The sequence below is a fragment of the Rhodohalobacter sp. SW132 genome, assembly GCF_003390325.1.
Taxonomy (GTDB): Bacteria; Bacteroidota; Rhodothermia; order Balneolales; family Balneolaceae; genus SW132.
Genome location: NZ_QUOK01000010.1, coordinates 205,115 through 221,745, shown reverse-complemented (window position 1 = coordinate 221,745; position 16,631 = coordinate 205,115). Strand labels below are relative to the sequence as shown.

The following is a 16,631-nucleotide window of genomic DNA, read 5'->3' as shown; positions in this document are numbered from 1 at the left end:
AACACTAAAAACTCACAACTAAACACTCAGCACTCAAAATCACTTCTTCTTAAGAAAGTCAATCACTTCAAGGGCCGGATCAGGGCTGCCCATGATGTAGTAGTGCAGGCCGGGTACGCCCGCTTCCATTAGCTCCAGGCTCTGCTGCTTGGCCCATTCAATACCGATCTGACGCGCATTCTTTTCATCAGCGCTTACCTCATCCGCTAAAGCGTCGGGAATATTCAGGTGGAAATTTCGCGGCAGCCTGACCATGTGTCCGGGAGTGGTTAAGATCTTTAATCCCGGCACAATTGGCACATCAATTCCTGCTTTACGGCATTTCTCAACAAAAGTGAAATAGGCGCTGTTGTCAAAAAACATCTGCGTTACGATATAGTCGCCGCCTGCATCCACTTTTTGTTTCAGACGTTTAATATCCCAGTCGAGATTGGGAGCTTCAAAATGTTTCTCGGGATATCCCGCAACCCCCACACAAAAATTGGTCGGTTCTGCATTGATAATATCCTCCAGGTATTTGCCCTGGTTCATGTTTTTAATCTGGTTTACCAGGTCGATCGCAAATTTATTTACCGTGCCGTTCAGGTTCAGGGACGTTTGCGATCCTGTGTTGTCGCCGCGAATGGCCAGCACATTATGAATTCCCAGGTAGTTCAGCTCAATCAGCGCGTCTTCACTCTCCTCTTTTGAAAAGCCCTCACAGATCAGGTGGGGAACCGGATCGATATCGTAGCGGTGAAGAATTGCCGCACAGAGTCCGATCGTGCCCGGCCTTTTTCTGCGAATCACTCGTTTCAGCGTGCCGTCTTTCTGCTCTTCCACATGGGCTTCAGCTGCGTGATAGGTTACATCAATAAATGGTGGTTTCACCTTCTCAACCACCTTATCGAGCGATTCAAATACATTACTGACAGCCCCTCCCCTTTTTGGAGGAATGATTTCAAAGGAAATCAGCGGCTCTTTTGCTTTTTCGTAGTGCTCGATTACTTTCATATAACGTGTGTAATTGACCCGTAAATTGTAGATTTTATAGCGTTTCCCGAATCAGTAAATTAATAATATTTTCAGGTTATGCGTTCCACCCATCCCCTATTCAATCGCTTAAAAGAGCAAATTCTTGTGCTTGATGGTGCAATGGGCACTATGATCCAGAACTACAGCCTAACTGAAAATGACTTCAGAGGAAAGATTCTGAAAGATTTTGATCATGTTCTAAAAGGAAATAATGACCTGTTATCACTGACACAGCCTGATATAATACGGGAAATTCATTCCAATTTCCTCTCTGCCGGTGCAGATATCCTGGAAACCAACACTTTTAATGCCAACCCGATCTCACAGGCCGACTATCACCTGGAGGATAAAAGCTACGATCTGAATGTAGCTTCTGCAAAAGTAGCCCGGGAAGCTGCCGACAAATTCACACAGCAAAATCCGGATAAACCGCGTTTTGTGGCCGGCGCAATCGGGCCTACTAACAAAACCCTCTCTCTTTCACCCGATGTGGAAGATCCCGGGTATCGCGCACTCACCTTTGAGGAGCTTGTAGAGTGCTACACCGTTCAGATAAAAGGGTTGATCGATGGAGGCGTAGACGCCCTTCTCGTGGAAACCGTATTTGATACGCTGAACTGCAAGGCCGCTATCTATGCGATCCATCAGTACACCCGGAAGATCGGCAAACAGCTGCCGATCATGATCTCCGGTACGATTGTGGATCAAAGCGGACGCACACTTTCCGGTCAGACTACCGAAGCGTTCTGGCTCTCTATCAAACACGCCAATCCGCTGCTGAGTGTGGGTCTGAACTGTGCGCTTGGGTCGAAGCAAATGCGACCTTTTATCAAAGAGCTGGCCCAGAATGCTACCTGTTTCACCAGCCTCTATCCAAATGCCGGTCTGCCCGATGAGATGGGTGAATATGGGGAATCTCCCGATTATATGGCCGACCAGTTTGCCGAATACGCAAACGAGGGCTTTGTAAATATTGTGGGAGGATGCTGTGGAACCACACCAGATCACATCAAAGCAATTGCGGAGGAAGCCGCTCGCCACAAACCGAGATCCATCAAAAAACAGGAACCGTACATGCGGCTTAGCGGCCTGGAACCGCTGGTGATTCGTCCCGAAACCAATTTTGTGAATGTGGGGGAACGAACCAACGTAACGGGTTCGGCCAAATTCAAACGCCTGATCAAAAATGAGGAGTACGAAGAAGCATTGTCGGTGGCTCGCGAGCAGGTTGAGGGCGGTGCACAGATTGTGGATGTAAATATGGACGAAGGTCTGCTCGATTCGGAGCAGGTGATGAAAGATTTCCTGAACCTGATGGCAGCCGAACCCGACATTTCCCGGGTTCCGGTGATGGTGGATTCCTCCAAATGGAGCGTGATCCAGGCCGGACTGAAATGTATCCAGGGTAAAGGTGTGGTGAACTCCATCAGCCTGAAAGAGGGTGAAGAGGCCTTTAAAGAGCAGGCCAGAACCATCATGGACTTCGGGGCCGCCGTAGTGATAATGGCCTTTGACGAAGACGGGCAGGCCGATACTCTTGAACGGCGAAAAGTGATCTGCCGGCGCGCTTACGATATTCTTGTGGATGAGGTCGGTTTCCCGGCGGATGATATCATCATGGACCCCAATATTCTTACGGTAGCCACCGGAATTGAGGAGCACAACAACTACGCCGTCGATTTTATCGAGGCAACGAAATGGATCAAGGAAAACCTGCCGCATGCTAAAGTGAGCGGCGGCGTGAGCAACATCTCCTTCTCTTTTCGCGGAAATAACACCGTGCGGGAGGCGATGCACTCCGCATTTCTCTATCACGCCATCCGGGCCGGACTGGATATGGGAATCGTAAATGCGGGTCAGCTCGAAGTCTACCAGGAAATTGAGCCGAAACTGCGCGACCTGGTGGAAGATGTGCTCCTGAATCGCCGGGACGATGCCACCGAACGGTTGCTTGAATACGCTGAAAAAATTAAGGATAAATCCGGCAGCGGAGCAAAGAAGAAAGATGATTCCTGGCGGAAAGAAAGCGTGGAAAAAAGAATTGAACACGCGCTGATTAAAGGAATCGTAGATCATATCGAAGAGGATGTAGAAGAAGCCCGGCAGAAGTACGATCGCCCGATTGAGGTGATAGAGGGCCCGATGATGGACGGGATGAATATCGTGGGTGATCTCTTCGGGGCCGGCAAGATGTTTCTGCCGCAGGTGGTGAAAAGCGCCCGCGTAATGAAAAAAGGCGTGGCGATTCTTACGCCATTCATTGAGGCGGAAAAAGAAAAGAATAAGAGCAAAGAGCCGAAAGCGAAAGTGCTGATGGCAACGGTAAAGGGTGATGTTCACGACATTGGAAAGAACATCGTAGCGGTGGTACTGCGTTGTAACAACTACGATGTGGTGGATATCGGGGTGATGAATCCCGCTGAAAAAATCCTGGCCGCTGCAAAAGAACACAAGGTGGATGTAATTGGACTGAGCGGGCTGATCACACCGTCACTCGACGAGATGGTAAACGTAGCCAACGAAATGAAACGGGAGGCGTTTACCGTGCCGCTGATGATCGGCGGGGCAACCACATCGCGCATGCATACGGCGGTGAAAATTGCTCCATCCTATGACCATCCGGTCATTCATGTGCTGGATGCTTCAAGGAGCGTGACGGTCGTTAACCGGTTGGTATCCAAAACCTTGAAGAATGGTTTTGTAAAGGAGATATCTGATGAGTATGCAGATCTGCGCGTGCAGTACAAGAGCCGCGGAAAGAGAAAGAAATATCTGCCCATCGAAAAAGCGCGGGCAAACCGTACACAAATTAACTGGGAAGAGACGCCTATCCAAAAACCAAAAAAGCTGGGTGTAACCCGGGTTCGGGAGATGGATCTATCGGTGTTGCGCAACTATATTGACTGGACACCCTTTTTCATCGCCTGGGAAATGAAAGGCCGTTTTCCCGATATTCTGGAGGATGAAAAAGCAGGCGTTGAGGCCCGAAAACTATTTGATGACGCAAACCAGCTTCTGGATAAAATCATCAATGAAAAACTGCTAACCGCCCATGGCGTGGCCGGTCTATTTCCCGCCAATGCGGTTGGTGATGACATTGAGGTTTATGCTGATGATTCCCGTAAGGAGGTGATTGCACGCTTTCACACTCTTCGTCAGCAATCGAAAAAGCGGGCCGGCCAGCCGAATAAGGCACTGGCTGATTTCACCGCCCCTAAAGATACAGGCATTGCAGACTACATCGGTGGATTTGCTGTCACAACCGGTCACGGTACCGTTGATCTGGTGACAAAGTTTGAGAAAGATCACGATGACTATAATGCGATACTCACCAAAGCAGTCTCCGACCGCCTGGCCGAAGCATTTGCCGAGTATCTGCATGAAAAAGTACGAAAAGAGCTTTGGGGATATGCCAACAACGAAACCTACAGCAACAAGGAGCTGATCAAAGAGCTTTACCACGGAATTCGTCCCGCACCCGGCTATCCTGCCCAGCCCGACCATACGGAAAAAGAGATTCTTTTCAATCTGATGGATGTCCCGAAAGCCACCGGAATTACGCTCACCGACCACCTGGCGATGGACCCGGCGTCATCGGTCAGCGGACTCTACTTCGCCCATCCCGAAGCAAAATACTTCAACCTCGGCGATATCAAGCGCGACCAGGTGGAAGATTATGCCCAACGAAAGGGAATGCCCGTCAAAAAAGTGGAAGAGTGGCTGCGTCCGAATCTTGCGTATGATGAAGATGAAGCGATAAAGGCCTGATAGATAAGACCTGCCAAAGCATCCGGCGTTTTTCCGTCCCGAAGGCGTTTGGGACTGGCAGAGTCTGGGTTTAGAGAGTGAGAAGTGAAAAGGCAAAAGTGAAAAATGGAGACCTCCAAGGTTTCGAAAACCTTGGAGGTCTGGATTGTTGAAGATCTGGATTAGTGGCCCGGAAGTAATTCCATTTAACGTCCCTCCCAACTTCCTCAAACATTGGATTCTCAATTCCTTATCTTTCAATCATAAAAAGAAAATCTACTGAAATTAAGCATAAAATATGTACAATATTGTAAGGATACCCGGAGATGGAATTGGACCTGAAATTACCGATGCGGTTTGTAAAATTCTTGAAGCATCAGGCGTTCAAATCAACTGGATCGATGCAAAAGCCGGAGAGGGAGTTTTCAACGAAACAGGCAATCCACTGCCAGATGAAACAATTGAAGCAATTAAAAAATACCGGATTGTTTTAAAGGGTCCGCTGACCACACCCGTTGGTGCCGGATTCCGGTCTATCAATGTAGCACTTCGCCAAAAGTTTGATCTCTACAGCAACATACGTCCGGCAAAATCGGTGCCTAACGTAGACAGCAACTTCCGCGGTGTGGATATGGTAATGTTCCGCGAAAATACCCAGGGACTGTATATTGGAAAAGAACATTGGGTGGACGATGAAGAGAAACATGCCGAAAGCATTGCTGTTGTTACGGAAGATGCGAGCAGGAAAATAATAACTGCCGCTTTTGAATACGCCAAAAAAAGAGGCCGGAAAAAAGTTACCCTTGTGCACAAAGCCAATATCCTGAAATTAACAACCGGCCTGTTCCTGAAAGTCGGGAAAAAAGTAGCTGAGGATTACCCGGAGATTGAATTCCAGGACCTCATTGTGGACAACATGGCGATGCAGATGGTGATCAACCCAAGCCAGTTTGATGTAATTGTTACCACAAATCTTTTCGGGGATATCCTGTCTGATCTCGCCTCCGGCCTGGTTGGCGGACTCGGCGTAACCGGGGCAGCTAACATTGGTGATGATGCCGCGATGTTTGAAGCGGTTCACGGTTCAGCCCCCGACATTGCCGGACAAGATAAAGCCAACCCGATTGCGCTCCTGTTTTCCGCATTGATGATGCTGGAATATCTTGATGAAAATCATGCAGTTGAGCGAATTCGATCAGCTGTATACGCCGTCCTGCAAGATTATAAAGAAGATTGCACACCCGATATAGGCGGAGAGGGAAGCACGACAAGTTTTACCAATTCAGTCTGCCGGATACTGAAGAACTAAGCTTTTTTCCGAGATACAAAAATTGAAAAGGGCGACATGTTTGGACAATATGTCCGGCTTGTCGTCTTTTTTTATAGCTCAATAAACTCTACATGTTGTGTATCGGTATCCAAAAAGGCGATCATCGCATCATCATCAAATCCGTTCACGCTCCCTGGGTTTATCGATATCACATCACCAACCGTTTCTACGCCCGGCATATGTGTGTGACCCGTAATTACCACATCGTACATCCCTGATTTTTCAAGGCTTTTCGTGAGTTCTTCGTAGGTACCGTGGTAGACCGCAATTTTTGTCCTATCCGCTTCAAAACTGAAAAAATCACCGTGCAGCACAGCGTTGATCTCATCAAATTTTTTCATAAGTGTAAACCGGTCACCATCATTATTTCCGAATATTCCTTCCAGCGGCAGCCCTTCAAATAGTGGAATGGTAAACGGGCTGCAGTAATCCCCGGCATGAATCACCTTTTCGACCTCTCTCTGTCGAAAAACATCAGCAGCTTTTTTAATATGCTCTACATGATCGTGGGAGTCGGAACAGATCCCGATTTTCATAATATATGGGTATCAAAATGAAGATTGAACGAAATTTGCAGCGGCTCACTTTGTCTGAGTTTACAGATTAATTAAAAATATCCTCAAGTAACTCAAATATCAAATGGACTGAGTGGCAAATAACAAAACTGCTAAACCTGGTAATTATTCGCGGGTCAAACGAAGAAGAGTATATCCGCCGGATACATGGTCATTCGCCCGTCCGGTGAGGACTCTGCTGTTTTCTGATATATTCAGATTAGCACTTCCCATCGTTCCAAATACCGTCTCGTACGAAAGGCTGATTTGTGCCCCGGAGACAGTACCGTTGCCCGAGGCCGTAATTCCAAACATACCATATTCTACAAACTCCACTGTATTACCATACTGAGTAATTTCGTATACAGATCCGTCATCGCCATACCAGATTCCCGTTACCGATTGGCGTGTGGCCGATTCTTCAGTAATTGCAGTACGGCCATTTGGAGACGAAACTTCGCGGTGCACCTCAGGCACTTCCGTTCTCTGTCCAGGTGTTTGGTTGGCGATATCCGGTTCAACCAAACTTCCGCCCGCGTCGGTTAGATTCCGTTGTGATTCTATCGGTGTAACTGTTCTGTCTGGAATGGCTACCTCACCCGCACTTTGACTGGAAGGCTCGCTTCTCGAGTCGAACTCTGCTTCAAAAAAACCGGGAATAACAAGTTTTTTTAATGGCGTACCGCTCATCACCGTAAATACTACCAAAATGATAACTGCAGCACTTACAGAATAAATCAGTGGTTTTTTCTCTTTTAAATCCATACCGACTTCCCCCTGTTTTATTTAATATAAAAGTCAGTATAAATAATCTACTTTATTTCTCATGATTGAGCAATTTTAATTTCGATTATAAAATATATTAGGATTTTTGAAAGCCTTGCACCATTTGCATCCCCTCTACTGGAAAATACCCATCTGTAGGTTTTCTTTTCTGGCTGATGGGGATCCTTAACATGCACTTACTCGACAGATACCTGGTCTTTTGCATGAGCATCAATCTCTTTAAGACGATTGTGCAGTTTTTGATATTCAGGCAAATTTAACCCATGCTTCTCCCCCAGGCGGAGCAGCGCGCCGGTAAAGGCATCGTATTCCAGCTTTTTGCCGGAACGCCGATCGTGAAGCGTGGAGGTAGCAAATTCTCCCAGTTCTTTTGTTTTATGGATAATTTTATTCAAATCCCGGCGAGATATATTGGCACTTTCTCTTTTTGCTGTGATTAAGATTTCATCTGCCAGATTCCACAGCAAATCCGCAGGTTCACCGTTGCTGTAAAAATAGTCAACCGTACGATTTTCAGCAGCTGTGACCATATTAAATATCGCATTCCAGGAAAATTTCAGCCAGATTTCCCGTTCGATATCCTGACTGATTCGGCACGTTACATCCACAGCCTCAAAGGCGCGTTTAATATTCACAATTCGCTTCGAGCGTGCACCGTCTGACTCCCCGATGATAACACGCCCGCGCGTGCTATGTTTGATTTTTCCCGGCTCACTAATATGAACCCCGATCCGGCAAACTGCCGGTATGATTCGATCTTCTCCAAATGCACGTATCAGTTTCGGAATGTTTTCGATCCCGTTTTGAAGCGGCAATATTTGAGTCTGACCTTTAACTTTCGGTTTTATTTTTTCGATCGCATCATCTGTATCGTGCGATTTTACTGTGAAGATGATCAGGTCGGGGTCGGGAAGAAAAACCGGATCATCCGAAGCCGGACCGTGAATTGTAAAATCGCCATCCTTGCTGTCTGCGATCAATCCATGTTCAAGTATGGAGAGCAGATGTTCTCCCCGTGCAACCAGCGAGACCCGGCGGCCGGTATGCAGTCCAAGCCTGCCTCCAAAAAAACCGCCCACGCCGCCGGCTCCCATCACCATCACCTCTTTATAATTGATTTTACTCATAGCTTCTTATTCCTTTGCATGGAATTTATTACTTTATACCCCACAATTTTACCCCCCGGGTGAAACAGATTTTTAAATTTAATAAAAAAAACGAGTATGTCAGTTACAAAAGAGGATGTGCAGTATATGGCCCATCTTGCAAGGCTTCAGCTAAAAGATAAGGAAGCAGAAGGCCTCAAAGAGGATATGAATAAAATATTGGGTTACATGGAGAAGCTAGAGCAACTCGACACGTCCGACGTAGAGCCGCTGGAACACGTCACGGAGCAACCCACAATCCTGCGAAAAGATATCGCAAAAGATCCGCTTTCTCATGATGATGCGCTCAAAAACGCCCCGGATGCCGATTCTGATTACTTCCGCGTTCCACGGGTGATTGAATAACTCTCTGCACTATCCAAAAAACGATTGAATGACCGCCAGAAAAAGCAAGAAGTCAGCTCCTGAGATAACGGACACCTGGGCTGAATTTTCATCAAAAAAACAGCATGCCATCTGCCTCGGCTTTCTGTTTCTGCTGCCGTTTATTCTATTCTTCGCATCCACCCTGGGCGGCCAGCAATACATGGGGCATGACGTGATTCAGTGGAGGGCAGGTGCAGAATCGCTGATAGATCACCGCGAAACCCACGATGAAGTTGCGCACTGGGCTGCCAATATGTTCTCCGGCATGCCCGCTACAACCATTTCGCACCCTCCCCAGGTCTGGAACCTGGATACGCTTATCAACAGGGGATTCCAATTTCTATATCCGGCCGTAGAATACTGGGTGCTGTTTGGCGGCGCTTACCTGATGTTCCTGCTGCTTGGCTTCAGGCCCATCACAGCCGTTTTTGGTTCTGTCGTGATTGGCTTCAGCACATACATCCCCATCATCATTGGCGCTGGCCACAACGCAAAATTCCTGGCCTACATCTACATCCCCTGGATATATGTCGGCTACTTGATGATGACGCGCACCAAAGCCAACCGGTGGCTCGCTTTTTTTGCATTCGGACTGGCACTCACGCTTCATCTCCGCGCCTACCATCCACAGGTTACCTATTTCTTCCTTTTTCCTCTCGGCACGCTATTTATTGTGGATGCCGTCCGGGCTTATAAAACCGCTACATTCAATAAATTTTCCCGGCACACAGGCTGGCTCGCATTGGCGGCAGTAGTTGCAACATTAATCACCGTTCAGCTCTACTGGAGCACGGCAGAATACAGTAGCTATAGCATGCGCGGGGGTTCAGAAGTTGAAAACAGGGAAGGCCTCTCCATGGATTACGCCTTCGCATGGTCGCAGGGCCCAGGTGAATTGCTCACGCTCGTTATTCCCGGTTCGTACGGAGGAGCTTCAGGCGATGCGTATTGGGGACCAAAATCATTTACCAGCGGCCCGCATTACATGGGTGCGCTCGTGCTGCTCTTTTTCATTATCGGGTTGATGAAATCCCGCCACGAACTAAAATGGGTCTTCCTCGGGCCCGGTATCGCCACGATGCTCTTTTCGCTCGGCGAAAATTTCCTGCTTCTGAACAGCACCATGTATCACTATTTTCCGCTGTTTGATAAATTCCGTGCCCCGGAAATGTGGCTGATGACAACCGTTTTCTGTTTCGCGGTTGTATCGGTGATGGGGATGGCCTGGATGGCGGATCAGTTTGCGCTGCCCCGGAAAAAACAAAACAGCGACTGGAAACGTGCTCTTTATGCACCCGCCGGTGTGGCCGCACTCTTCATCGTTATTGGATTCACAGCACTCTCATTTGAAAAGCCCGGTGAACGTCAGCAGATCGCGCAGCAAATCGCGCAGCAAAACCAGGTTCCGGCAGACGATCCCCGGGTTGCCCAGTCGGTGAACAACTATATCAACAATGAACTCATCCCGGAACGTGAAAGATTGGCCCGGGGTGACACACTCCGTTTTGGTCTGTTTTTCGCAGCCGGACTTGGCCTGATCTGGTTTGCCGGAAATCGAAAAGTCGCACCCTCCATTGCGCTCGGGGCAATCTGTGTTATTCTTGCATTCGATATGATCCAGGTGGACAAACGATATCTTAGCGAAAGTTCTCTGGTTGATGGCGGTCTGGAGAGAGAACAGGTTATTGAACGGCAAGAGCGGGAACTCGACCGAATTATACAGCAAAATATGCATCATGAAGAAGGCTGGGCGTACCGTACGCTGCCGCTCATCGATAGCCCGTTTAACAATGCCATTCCGGCCTATTTCTATCCATCCATCGGAGGATATTCAGGCGCAAAACTCGGTTACTATCAGGATCTCATTGATGAAGCGATATTCAGCGGTCCTGCCGGAATAAATATGGGCGTTTTGAATATGCTGAACGTTAAGTTCATCACAGCACAGGGACAGGTTCAAATTCCCGGGCTTGAAACAATTCACTCCGACCAGCAGGGCACGATTATCGAAAATCAAAATGTACTGCCAAAAGCATGGTTTGTGGAAGATGTACAAGTTTTGGATAATGAGCCTGATGTACTCCGGCGAATTGCGGAGGATTTTGATGCATCAGCAACCGCATTTACTACAGAGCCGCTCTCTGCTGAATTAACTCCCGGTTCGCAGCAATCCGTTTCAGTTTCTGAATATACTGCCAACCGAATTACGCTCGATATCGCAGCGGATGCACCGGGATTCCTGGTGCTTGGCGAAATCTGGTATCCGCCGGGCTGGACAACAACCCTGAATGGCGAAGAGATCGATATCATCCGAACCAACTACGTACTGCGCGGTTTTGAAATTCCGGCCGGGGAACATCAGCTTGAAATGATTCTTGATCCTGCTTGGTATTCCATTGGGAACTGGCTGGCCCGATTGGGAACCGTGGCACTGCTTGGTGCAGGTATTTTCGGAGTGATCCTTTTCTACCGGCGTGAAGATGAAGGCGACGAGTAGGCCGCTTAATAAACTTTCGTGTTCATGGTGAGCTATCGAGAGGCCGTGAGAATTTACCCTCTCATTCGCTGGCTTTCATTTTTTATTAAGGTATGAAAGCTTGTATTGAAGCTCCCCTCCCTATCAAATCTCGTTAGGGCGCGATAGGGAGGGAACGGGGGTGGGTCAGAAAGTCTGGGAGCTGAGAAAATGGCAGAAATCTTACTTTATTTAAGTGCATTTTCTTTGGAAAACAATTTTCTCACAGCCTCTCGAAAGAAAGTCATCGGATGAGTCATCCATGAATCATATATTAATTCAGTTTGACTCCATTTTTTGAAAAACTCATCCGATGACACAACATTAGCCCTCAGAATACCATCGAATGGTTTTCATCACCAATTTTAATCTCCATGATCAAACCCATTCTAAATAAACTTTTTTGGGGTGTTTTTCGGCATTTTTTATCAGATAAGCAGTACGCGAAATTCAGATATTGGTTGGAGTTTGGCCGGGTGCCGGATATCGAAAACCCTGAACGATTCACGGAAAAAATTCAGCATATTAAACTTTATCAAAGAACGGAACTCCGAAAACTCGTGGCCGACCGGATTCGTGTTCGATCGTATGTTGCCGAAAAAATTGGAGAAAAACACCTGATACCGCTGATTGGAAATTATGATCAGCTCACCAAAGAGGTTTGGAGAACGTTACCTGAAAAATTTGTATTGAAAGCCAACCACGGCTGTAAAATGAACAAGATTGTCTCCCAAAAAAATGAGGAGGCGTTTCAGGAGGTTCAGAAATTAACAACAGAGTGGCAGGAACTGGATTATTCATCTATCGGCAGAGAGTGGGTTTACAAGGATTTGCCCCGGACTATAGTTGTGGAAGAGCTGCTTAAAAATGCTGAGGGCAAAATCCCAAAAGACTATAAATTCTTCTGTTTTCATGGTAAAGTAGAGTTGGTACAGGTTGATTTTGATCGCTATGAAAACCATAGCCGAAACTTGTATGACCGGGACTTCAATCTGCTTCCTGTTCGATTGGTTCATGAGAATTATGAGGGGAATATCGTAAAACCATCTCAGCTTGATCAGGCGGTTATGATTGCTGAAACATTGTCTGCAGATTTTGATTTCATCCGTGTGGATCTTTTCCTGATAAAAGGCACTGTATTTTTTGGTGAACTAACAAACTACCCTGCAAACGGTTTCCAGCCGTTTACTCCCGATTCCTACGATTTCTTTTTTGGTGATAAACTGCAGCTTGATCCAGTCATTCACTCATAAGAACAACTTGCGCGTAATTTCTTTAATGTAGAGTTTTGGCGGTACCGACCGAAACAGATCAACCCAGCTAACCTTTTCATCAGCCGCCATTTTCAACCGGTATTTCTGATATTTTTTATGCCTTCTACTCATCCTGTGCTCGTGTTTTTCATAGCACTGCCGGTACCCCTTCATCTTGTTGTCTGATGTTGTAATCCGGTCACGATCCTCTTCCATATTCACCACCTGAAGAGGCCTGATCACGGTCCGGATCGGCCCGAATTCCTGAACAAGCCTTATCCACAGATCGTAATCCTGAGCCGAGGGAAGCTCCTCATCATATCCCCCCAGAGCCTGTAAATATTCTTTTTTAGTCAAAACCTGGTTACCCACCATATTATAATACAGAAGATCACCCAGAGTAATCTTCGACGGTTTTTTCCAAACCACTTCACGATCATCCATAACCATTCTGTCATATGAACAAACCGCTGAAAAGCCCTCTTCAAATTTTCCCATAAGGTACTCCACCCGTTCAGGAAGCCAATAATCATCATCATCCAGCCCGGTAATGAATTCTCCCTTTGCTGCTTTGATGGCGATATTTCTGCTCGCTGCCGCCTTTTCAGGGGATGTATTTCGAATCACCTTCAGGAAATCATACTCTTCGGATAGTTTCCTGAGCAATTCGGGAGTATAATCTTCAGAGGCATCATCCACCACCACAATCTCCAGGTTTTCCCAGGTCTGTTCCAGCACGGAATTGAGGGCACGTTCCAGTAATTCTGCCCGGTTGTGCGTGGGAATAATAACAGATACAAGTGGATTATTTTCGCTATTCAATTCTGTTCTTCCGTCATTTGTTTATATTTGCCGCAAGTATACAACTATGATGAGTAAACACCCACAAATATCCATTGCAATCTGCACGTTCAACCGGGCAGACTATCTTAAGGATACATTAAACGATCTGTCTGAACAAACTGCAGCGACAGTTCGGTTTGAAATTATCGTGATTAACAACAACAGCAGTGATCACACGGATGAAGTCTGTAGTGAGTTTAAAGAAATGCATCCTGAAATCAATTTCAGGTGGGTTACTGAAACGGAACAGGGCCTCTCCCCCGCCCGTAACCGCGCATACAAGGAAGCCGCAGCAGATTACATTTTATATATTGATGATGATGTTCATCTGCCCCAAAATTTCACTGAAACAGCTCTTCAGTATCTCTCCGATCTGCCAAACATAAAAGCAGCGGGCGGACGCATTTTTGTTTCCTTTGATGAATCAGAACCTGACTGGATTCCACATCAGTTGATGCCGATGTTTGGACTGCATGATTTGGGGGATTCCGACAAAATTTATCCCCGGGATAATTTCCCGCGCGGCGGAAATATGCTGATTCATAAAGAGGTGTTCGAAAAAACCGGACTGTTCGATCCAAAACTGGGGCGCACCGGAAAATCTCTGATCGGAAGTGAAGAGAAGGCGTTTTTCGACCGGGTCCGAAAGGCCGGAATCGAGTTGCATTACCTGTCTGAACTTCAGCTCCAACACCGGATCGGGCCGAACCGCTTGGAGAGGGATTATCTCAAAAACCAATCGATCGGTATCGGAAGCAGCGAACGCAGGCGGCTGGATGGTCAGCCTGCAAGGGTTTTTGGAAAATGGTGTTCTGAAATGGTAAAGCTGTCCGGGAGCCTGCTCCTGGCAACAGGTCATCTTTTCCGCGGCAAACTCAAAGCCGCCAAATTTATCCTGATTTTCAGAATTTGGGTGTTGAAGGGGTTTTCCGGGCGTGGGTGATTATGCCCCGGGACCATTGGCAATACCACGCCCATTTTAGAACCATACCGTACCTGCGGCACGGCTGACTTTTCGCAACGTTTATGTTTCTACAAATATATCGTTCCTGACGGAACGGTTTTTGATCGTCTGATTCATTCAACACAATCACCCTTCCGGTTTTTTGACCCTTTATTTGTTGATTTCTTTTTGGATTATGTTGTCTTGTATCATAACAATTTAATCATAGATACAATGTTTAACGACGTCAGAAATTTCTGCAACTACCCCCTCCTTATATGCAAATTTGTTACGAACATCCATTGAACGCGCCATGGCCGTCCCGTCAGGGACGTTATATTTGTAGAAACACGTATTTACCCCAAACCGGGCTGTTCCGGAGGAACAAAACATTACCCATTAATTGCAATTCATCGTTTAACAAAACAGTGACATACCGTACCTACGGCACGGCTGAGTAATCGCCTTGCTGTTGTTTCTACAAATATGTTGCACCTAACGGAACGGATTTTGACCTCTTCTTTCATTTTCTAACGACCACCCCTCCAATATATATCTATCTATACATTTAATTCTTATTGACTTATATAAATACTCATCTCAAACAATCCCATTCGAAGCGCCATGTTTGATCAAATCAGTAAACCCTGTAAGCAGGTCATCCCAAAGGGAAACTAGACGTTTGTATCAATCAAAATTACCCCAACGTGATCGTCCCGTCAGGGACGTTATATTTGTAGAAACACGTATTTGCCCCAAACCAGGCTGTTCCGTAGGAACAATATGTTACCCATTCAAAGCTGTTCATCGTTTAACAAAACAGTTACATACCGTACCTACGGCACGGCTGGGGAATCGCCTTGCTGTTATTTCTACAAATATGTCGTTCCTAACGGAACGGATTTTGATCTCTTATTTCATTTTCTAACGACCACTCCGTTATAAATCTACCTATACATTTAATTCTTATTGACTTATATGAATACTCATCTCAACAATCCCATTCGAAGCGCCATGTTTGATCAAATCAGGAACCCCTTTTACGAGGTCACCCCAAAAGGAACTTCACGTTTGCAGCAGTCCAAACTACCCCACGAAACCGTCCCGTCAGGGACGTTATATTTGTAGAAAAACGTAATTATCCCCAAACCGGGCTGTTCCGGAGGAATAATATGTTTCCCAATAAAAGCTGTTCATCGTTTAACAAAACAGAAACCCGAAAATCTTGAAATTAATCTGTAAGGGATCTCTGGTTTTCAGATCATAGAATAAAGAGATCTATGCTAAAACAAGAGATCCTTTACCATGGCCAACACATATACGCAAACCTATATTCAATTCGTCTTTGCCGTGCAAAATCGGAAAAGCCTAATTCTGCCTGATTGGGAGCATCATTTATATAAATACATCACCGGCATCATTCAAAACAAACGCAATAAAATGATCGCCATTAATGGCATGCCCGACCACCTTCATATGTTTATCGGTTTTCACACAACCGATTCGATGGCAGGCTTGATCCAGGTTGTAAAGTCCGAATCATCAAAATGGATCACCGATCGGGGGTTTACAGATAGTAAGTTCAAATGGCAAGAAGGTTTTGGCGCTTTTTCATACAGCCGCAGCCAGATCAATCGGGTGTATCATTATGTAATGAACCAAAAACAACACCATAAAAAGAAAACATTCAGGGAAGAATACGTCCACATGCTGGAAAAATTCGGGGTGGAGTATGATGAGAGGTATATATTCAAAACGGTCGAATATTGAATATGATAATTTGTAATTGATGTTCTGGTTGATGAATGCCAGGTTTTCGTTCTGATGCATCAAGCAGAAACATAACGTACCTACGGCACGGCTGGCTTTTCGCAACATTTGTGTTTCTACAAATATATCGTTCCTGACGGAACGTGTTTTAATCGTATCTTTAGTTTCCCTATTACCACCCCTCCGATAAAAGACCATCAATTTGTTGAATTCTATTTTGGTTTATATTGCCTTGCATGGCAACAATCCCATCAGAGATACCGTGTTTAATCATATTAGAAATTTCTGCAACTAACCCTTCCTTATAGGCAAATTTGTTACAAACATCCATTGAACGCGCCACG

The 16,631-nt window shown here is 46.2% G+C and carries 13 protein-coding genes; 7 read left to right on the top strand and 6 right to left on the bottom strand.

Going from position 1 to position 16,631, the window contains the following annotated elements; genetic code table 11:
- Positions 1-39 precede the first annotated feature (39 nt).
- Positions 40-993 carry a methylenetetrahydrofolate reductase gene (locus tag DYD21_RS17210; RefSeq protein ID WP_116038237.1) on the bottom strand — a complete coding sequence of 318 codons (954 nt, stop codon included), beginning with the start codon at positions 991-993 and terminating at the stop codon, positions 40-42.
- 78 nt (positions 994-1,071) lie between these two features.
- Between DYD21_RS17210 and metH the strand changes: the two genes are divergently transcribed.
- Positions 1,072-4,782 (top strand): methionine synthase, encoded by a 3,711-nt coding sequence (metH, locus tag DYD21_RS17205; protein ID WP_116038236.1) that lies wholly within the window; start codon positions 1,072-1,074, stop codon positions 4,780-4,782.
- Positions 4,783-5,059: 277 nt separating this feature from the next.
- Positions 5,060-6,070, top strand: coding sequence for an isocitrate/isopropylmalate dehydrogenase family protein (locus DYD21_RS17200; protein ID WP_116038235.1), 1,011 nt, complete (start codon positions 5,060-5,062; stop codon positions 6,068-6,070).
- Positions 6,071-6,141: 71 nt separating this feature from the next.
- Here the strand turns inward: DYD21_RS17200 and DYD21_RS17195 are convergent, their stop codons facing one another.
- The 3 genes from DYD21_RS17195 to DYD21_RS17185 form a co-directional block, all read right to left on the bottom strand.
- The gene (locus DYD21_RS17195; protein ID WP_116038234.1) at positions 6,142-6,627 is read right to left on the bottom strand and encodes a metallophosphoesterase; all 486 of its coding nucleotides are present in this window, start codon (positions 6,625-6,627) and stop codon (positions 6,142-6,144) included.
- 144 nt (positions 6,628-6,771) lie between these two features.
- Positions 6,772-7,410: a hypothetical protein gene (locus DYD21_RS17190; protein WP_116038233.1), complete on the bottom strand. Its 639-nt coding sequence runs from the start codon at positions 7,408-7,410 to the stop codon at positions 6,772-6,774.
- A 197-nt stretch (positions 7,411-7,607) separates the two neighbouring features.
- Positions 7,608-8,558: a ketopantoate reductase family protein gene (locus tag DYD21_RS17185; protein ID WP_116038232.1), complete on the bottom strand. Its 951-nt coding sequence runs from the start codon at positions 8,556-8,558 to the stop codon at positions 7,608-7,610.
- A 96-nt stretch (positions 8,559-8,654) separates the two neighbouring features.
- Between DYD21_RS17185 and gatC the strand changes: the two genes are divergently transcribed.
- The 3 genes from gatC (at position 8,655) to DYD21_RS17170 (ending at position 12,731) form a co-directional block, all read left to right on the top strand.
- Positions 8,655-8,942: an Asp-tRNA(Asn)/Glu-tRNA(Gln) amidotransferase subunit GatC gene (gatC, locus tag DYD21_RS17180; RefSeq protein WP_116038231.1), complete on the top strand. Its 288-nt coding sequence runs from the start codon at positions 8,655-8,657 to the stop codon at positions 8,940-8,942.
- Positions 8,943-8,970: 28 nt separating this feature from the next.
- Complete coding sequence (locus tag DYD21_RS17175) at positions 8,971-11,460, top strand: YfhO family protein (protein ID WP_116038230.1); 2,490 nt, start codon at positions 8,971-8,973, stop codon at positions 11,458-11,460.
- Between the two features lie 392 nt (positions 11,461-11,852).
- Entirely contained in the window at positions 11,853-12,731 is an 879-nt protein-coding gene (locus DYD21_RS17170; RefSeq protein WP_116038229.1) for an ATP-grasp fold amidoligase family protein, read from the top strand.
- On the opposite strand, the gene DYD21_RS17165 is transcribed toward DYD21_RS17170, so the two are convergent.
- On the bottom strand, positions 12,726-13,553 hold the full coding sequence (locus DYD21_RS17165) for a glycosyltransferase (RefSeq protein ID WP_116038228.1): 828 nt from the start codon (positions 13,551-13,553) through the stop codon (positions 12,726-12,728). The two genes, DYD21_RS17170 and DYD21_RS17165, sit on opposite strands and share 6 nt — an antisense overlap.
- Positions 13,554-13,599: 46 nt before the next feature.
- Here DYD21_RS17165 and DYD21_RS17160 point away from each other — a divergent pair, with 46 nt between their 5' ends.
- Both DYD21_RS17160 and tnpA read left to right on the top strand, forming a co-directional pair.
- Entirely contained in the window at positions 13,600-14,517 is a 918-nt protein-coding gene (locus tag DYD21_RS17160; RefSeq protein ID WP_116038227.1) for a glycosyltransferase, read from the top strand.
- A 1,305-nt stretch (positions 14,518-15,822) separates the two neighbouring features.
- Positions 15,823-16,287 carry an IS200/IS605 family transposase gene (gene tnpA, locus DYD21_RS17155; RefSeq protein WP_116038226.1) on the top strand — a complete coding sequence of 155 codons (465 nt, stop codon included), beginning with the start codon at positions 15,823-15,825 and terminating at the stop codon, positions 16,285-16,287.
- A gap of 172 nt (positions 16,288-16,459) precedes the next feature.
- On the opposite strand, the gene DYD21_RS21150 is transcribed toward tnpA, so the two are convergent.
- On the bottom strand, positions 16,460-16,630 hold the full coding sequence (locus DYD21_RS21150; RefSeq protein ID WP_158607345.1) for a hypothetical protein: 171 nt from the start codon (positions 16,628-16,630) through the stop codon (positions 16,460-16,462).
- Position 16,631: the final 1 nt, after the last annotated feature.

What these genes read in the sequence shown, in the direction of transcription:
- DYD21_RS17210 (WP_116038237.1), bottom strand. Translation starts at nt 993, where the DNA reads ATGAAAGTAATCGAGCACTACGAAAAAGCAAAAGAGCCGCTGATTTCC.
- DYD21_RS17175 (WP_116038230.1), top strand. Translation starts at nt 8,971, where the DNA reads ATGACCGCCAGAAAAAGCAAGAAGTCAGCTCCTGAGATAACGGACACC.
- DYD21_RS17160 (WP_116038227.1), top strand. Translation starts at nt 13,600, where the DNA reads ATGATGAGTAAACACCCACAAATATCCATTGCAATCTGCACGTTCAAC.
- tnpA (WP_116038226.1), top strand. Translation starts at nt 15,823, where the DNA reads ATGGCCAACACATATACGCAAACCTATATTCAATTCGTCTTTGCCGTG.
- DYD21_RS17195 (WP_116038234.1), bottom strand. Translation starts at nt 6,627, where the DNA reads ATGAAAATCGGGATCTGTTCCGACTCCCACGATCATGTAGAGCATATT.
- DYD21_RS17185 (WP_116038232.1), bottom strand. Translation starts at nt 8,558, where the DNA reads ATGAGTAAAATCAATTATAAAGAGGTGATGGTGATGGGAGCCGGCGGC.
- DYD21_RS17170 (WP_116038229.1), top strand. Translation starts at nt 11,853, where the DNA reads ATGATCAAACCCATTCTAAATAAACTTTTTTGGGGTGTTTTTCGGCAT.
- DYD21_RS17190 (WP_116038233.1), bottom strand. Translation starts at nt 7,410, where the DNA reads ATGGATTTAAAAGAGAAAAAACCACTGATTTATTCTGTAAGTGCTGCA.
- metH (WP_116038236.1), top strand. Translation starts at nt 1,072, where the DNA reads ATGCGTTCCACCCATCCCCTATTCAATCGCTTAAAAGAGCAAATTCTT.
- DYD21_RS17200 (WP_116038235.1), top strand. Translation starts at nt 5,060, where the DNA reads ATGTACAATATTGTAAGGATACCCGGAGATGGAATTGGACCTGAAATT.
- gatC (WP_116038231.1), top strand. Translation starts at nt 8,655, where the DNA reads ATGTCAGTTACAAAAGAGGATGTGCAGTATATGGCCCATCTTGCAAGG.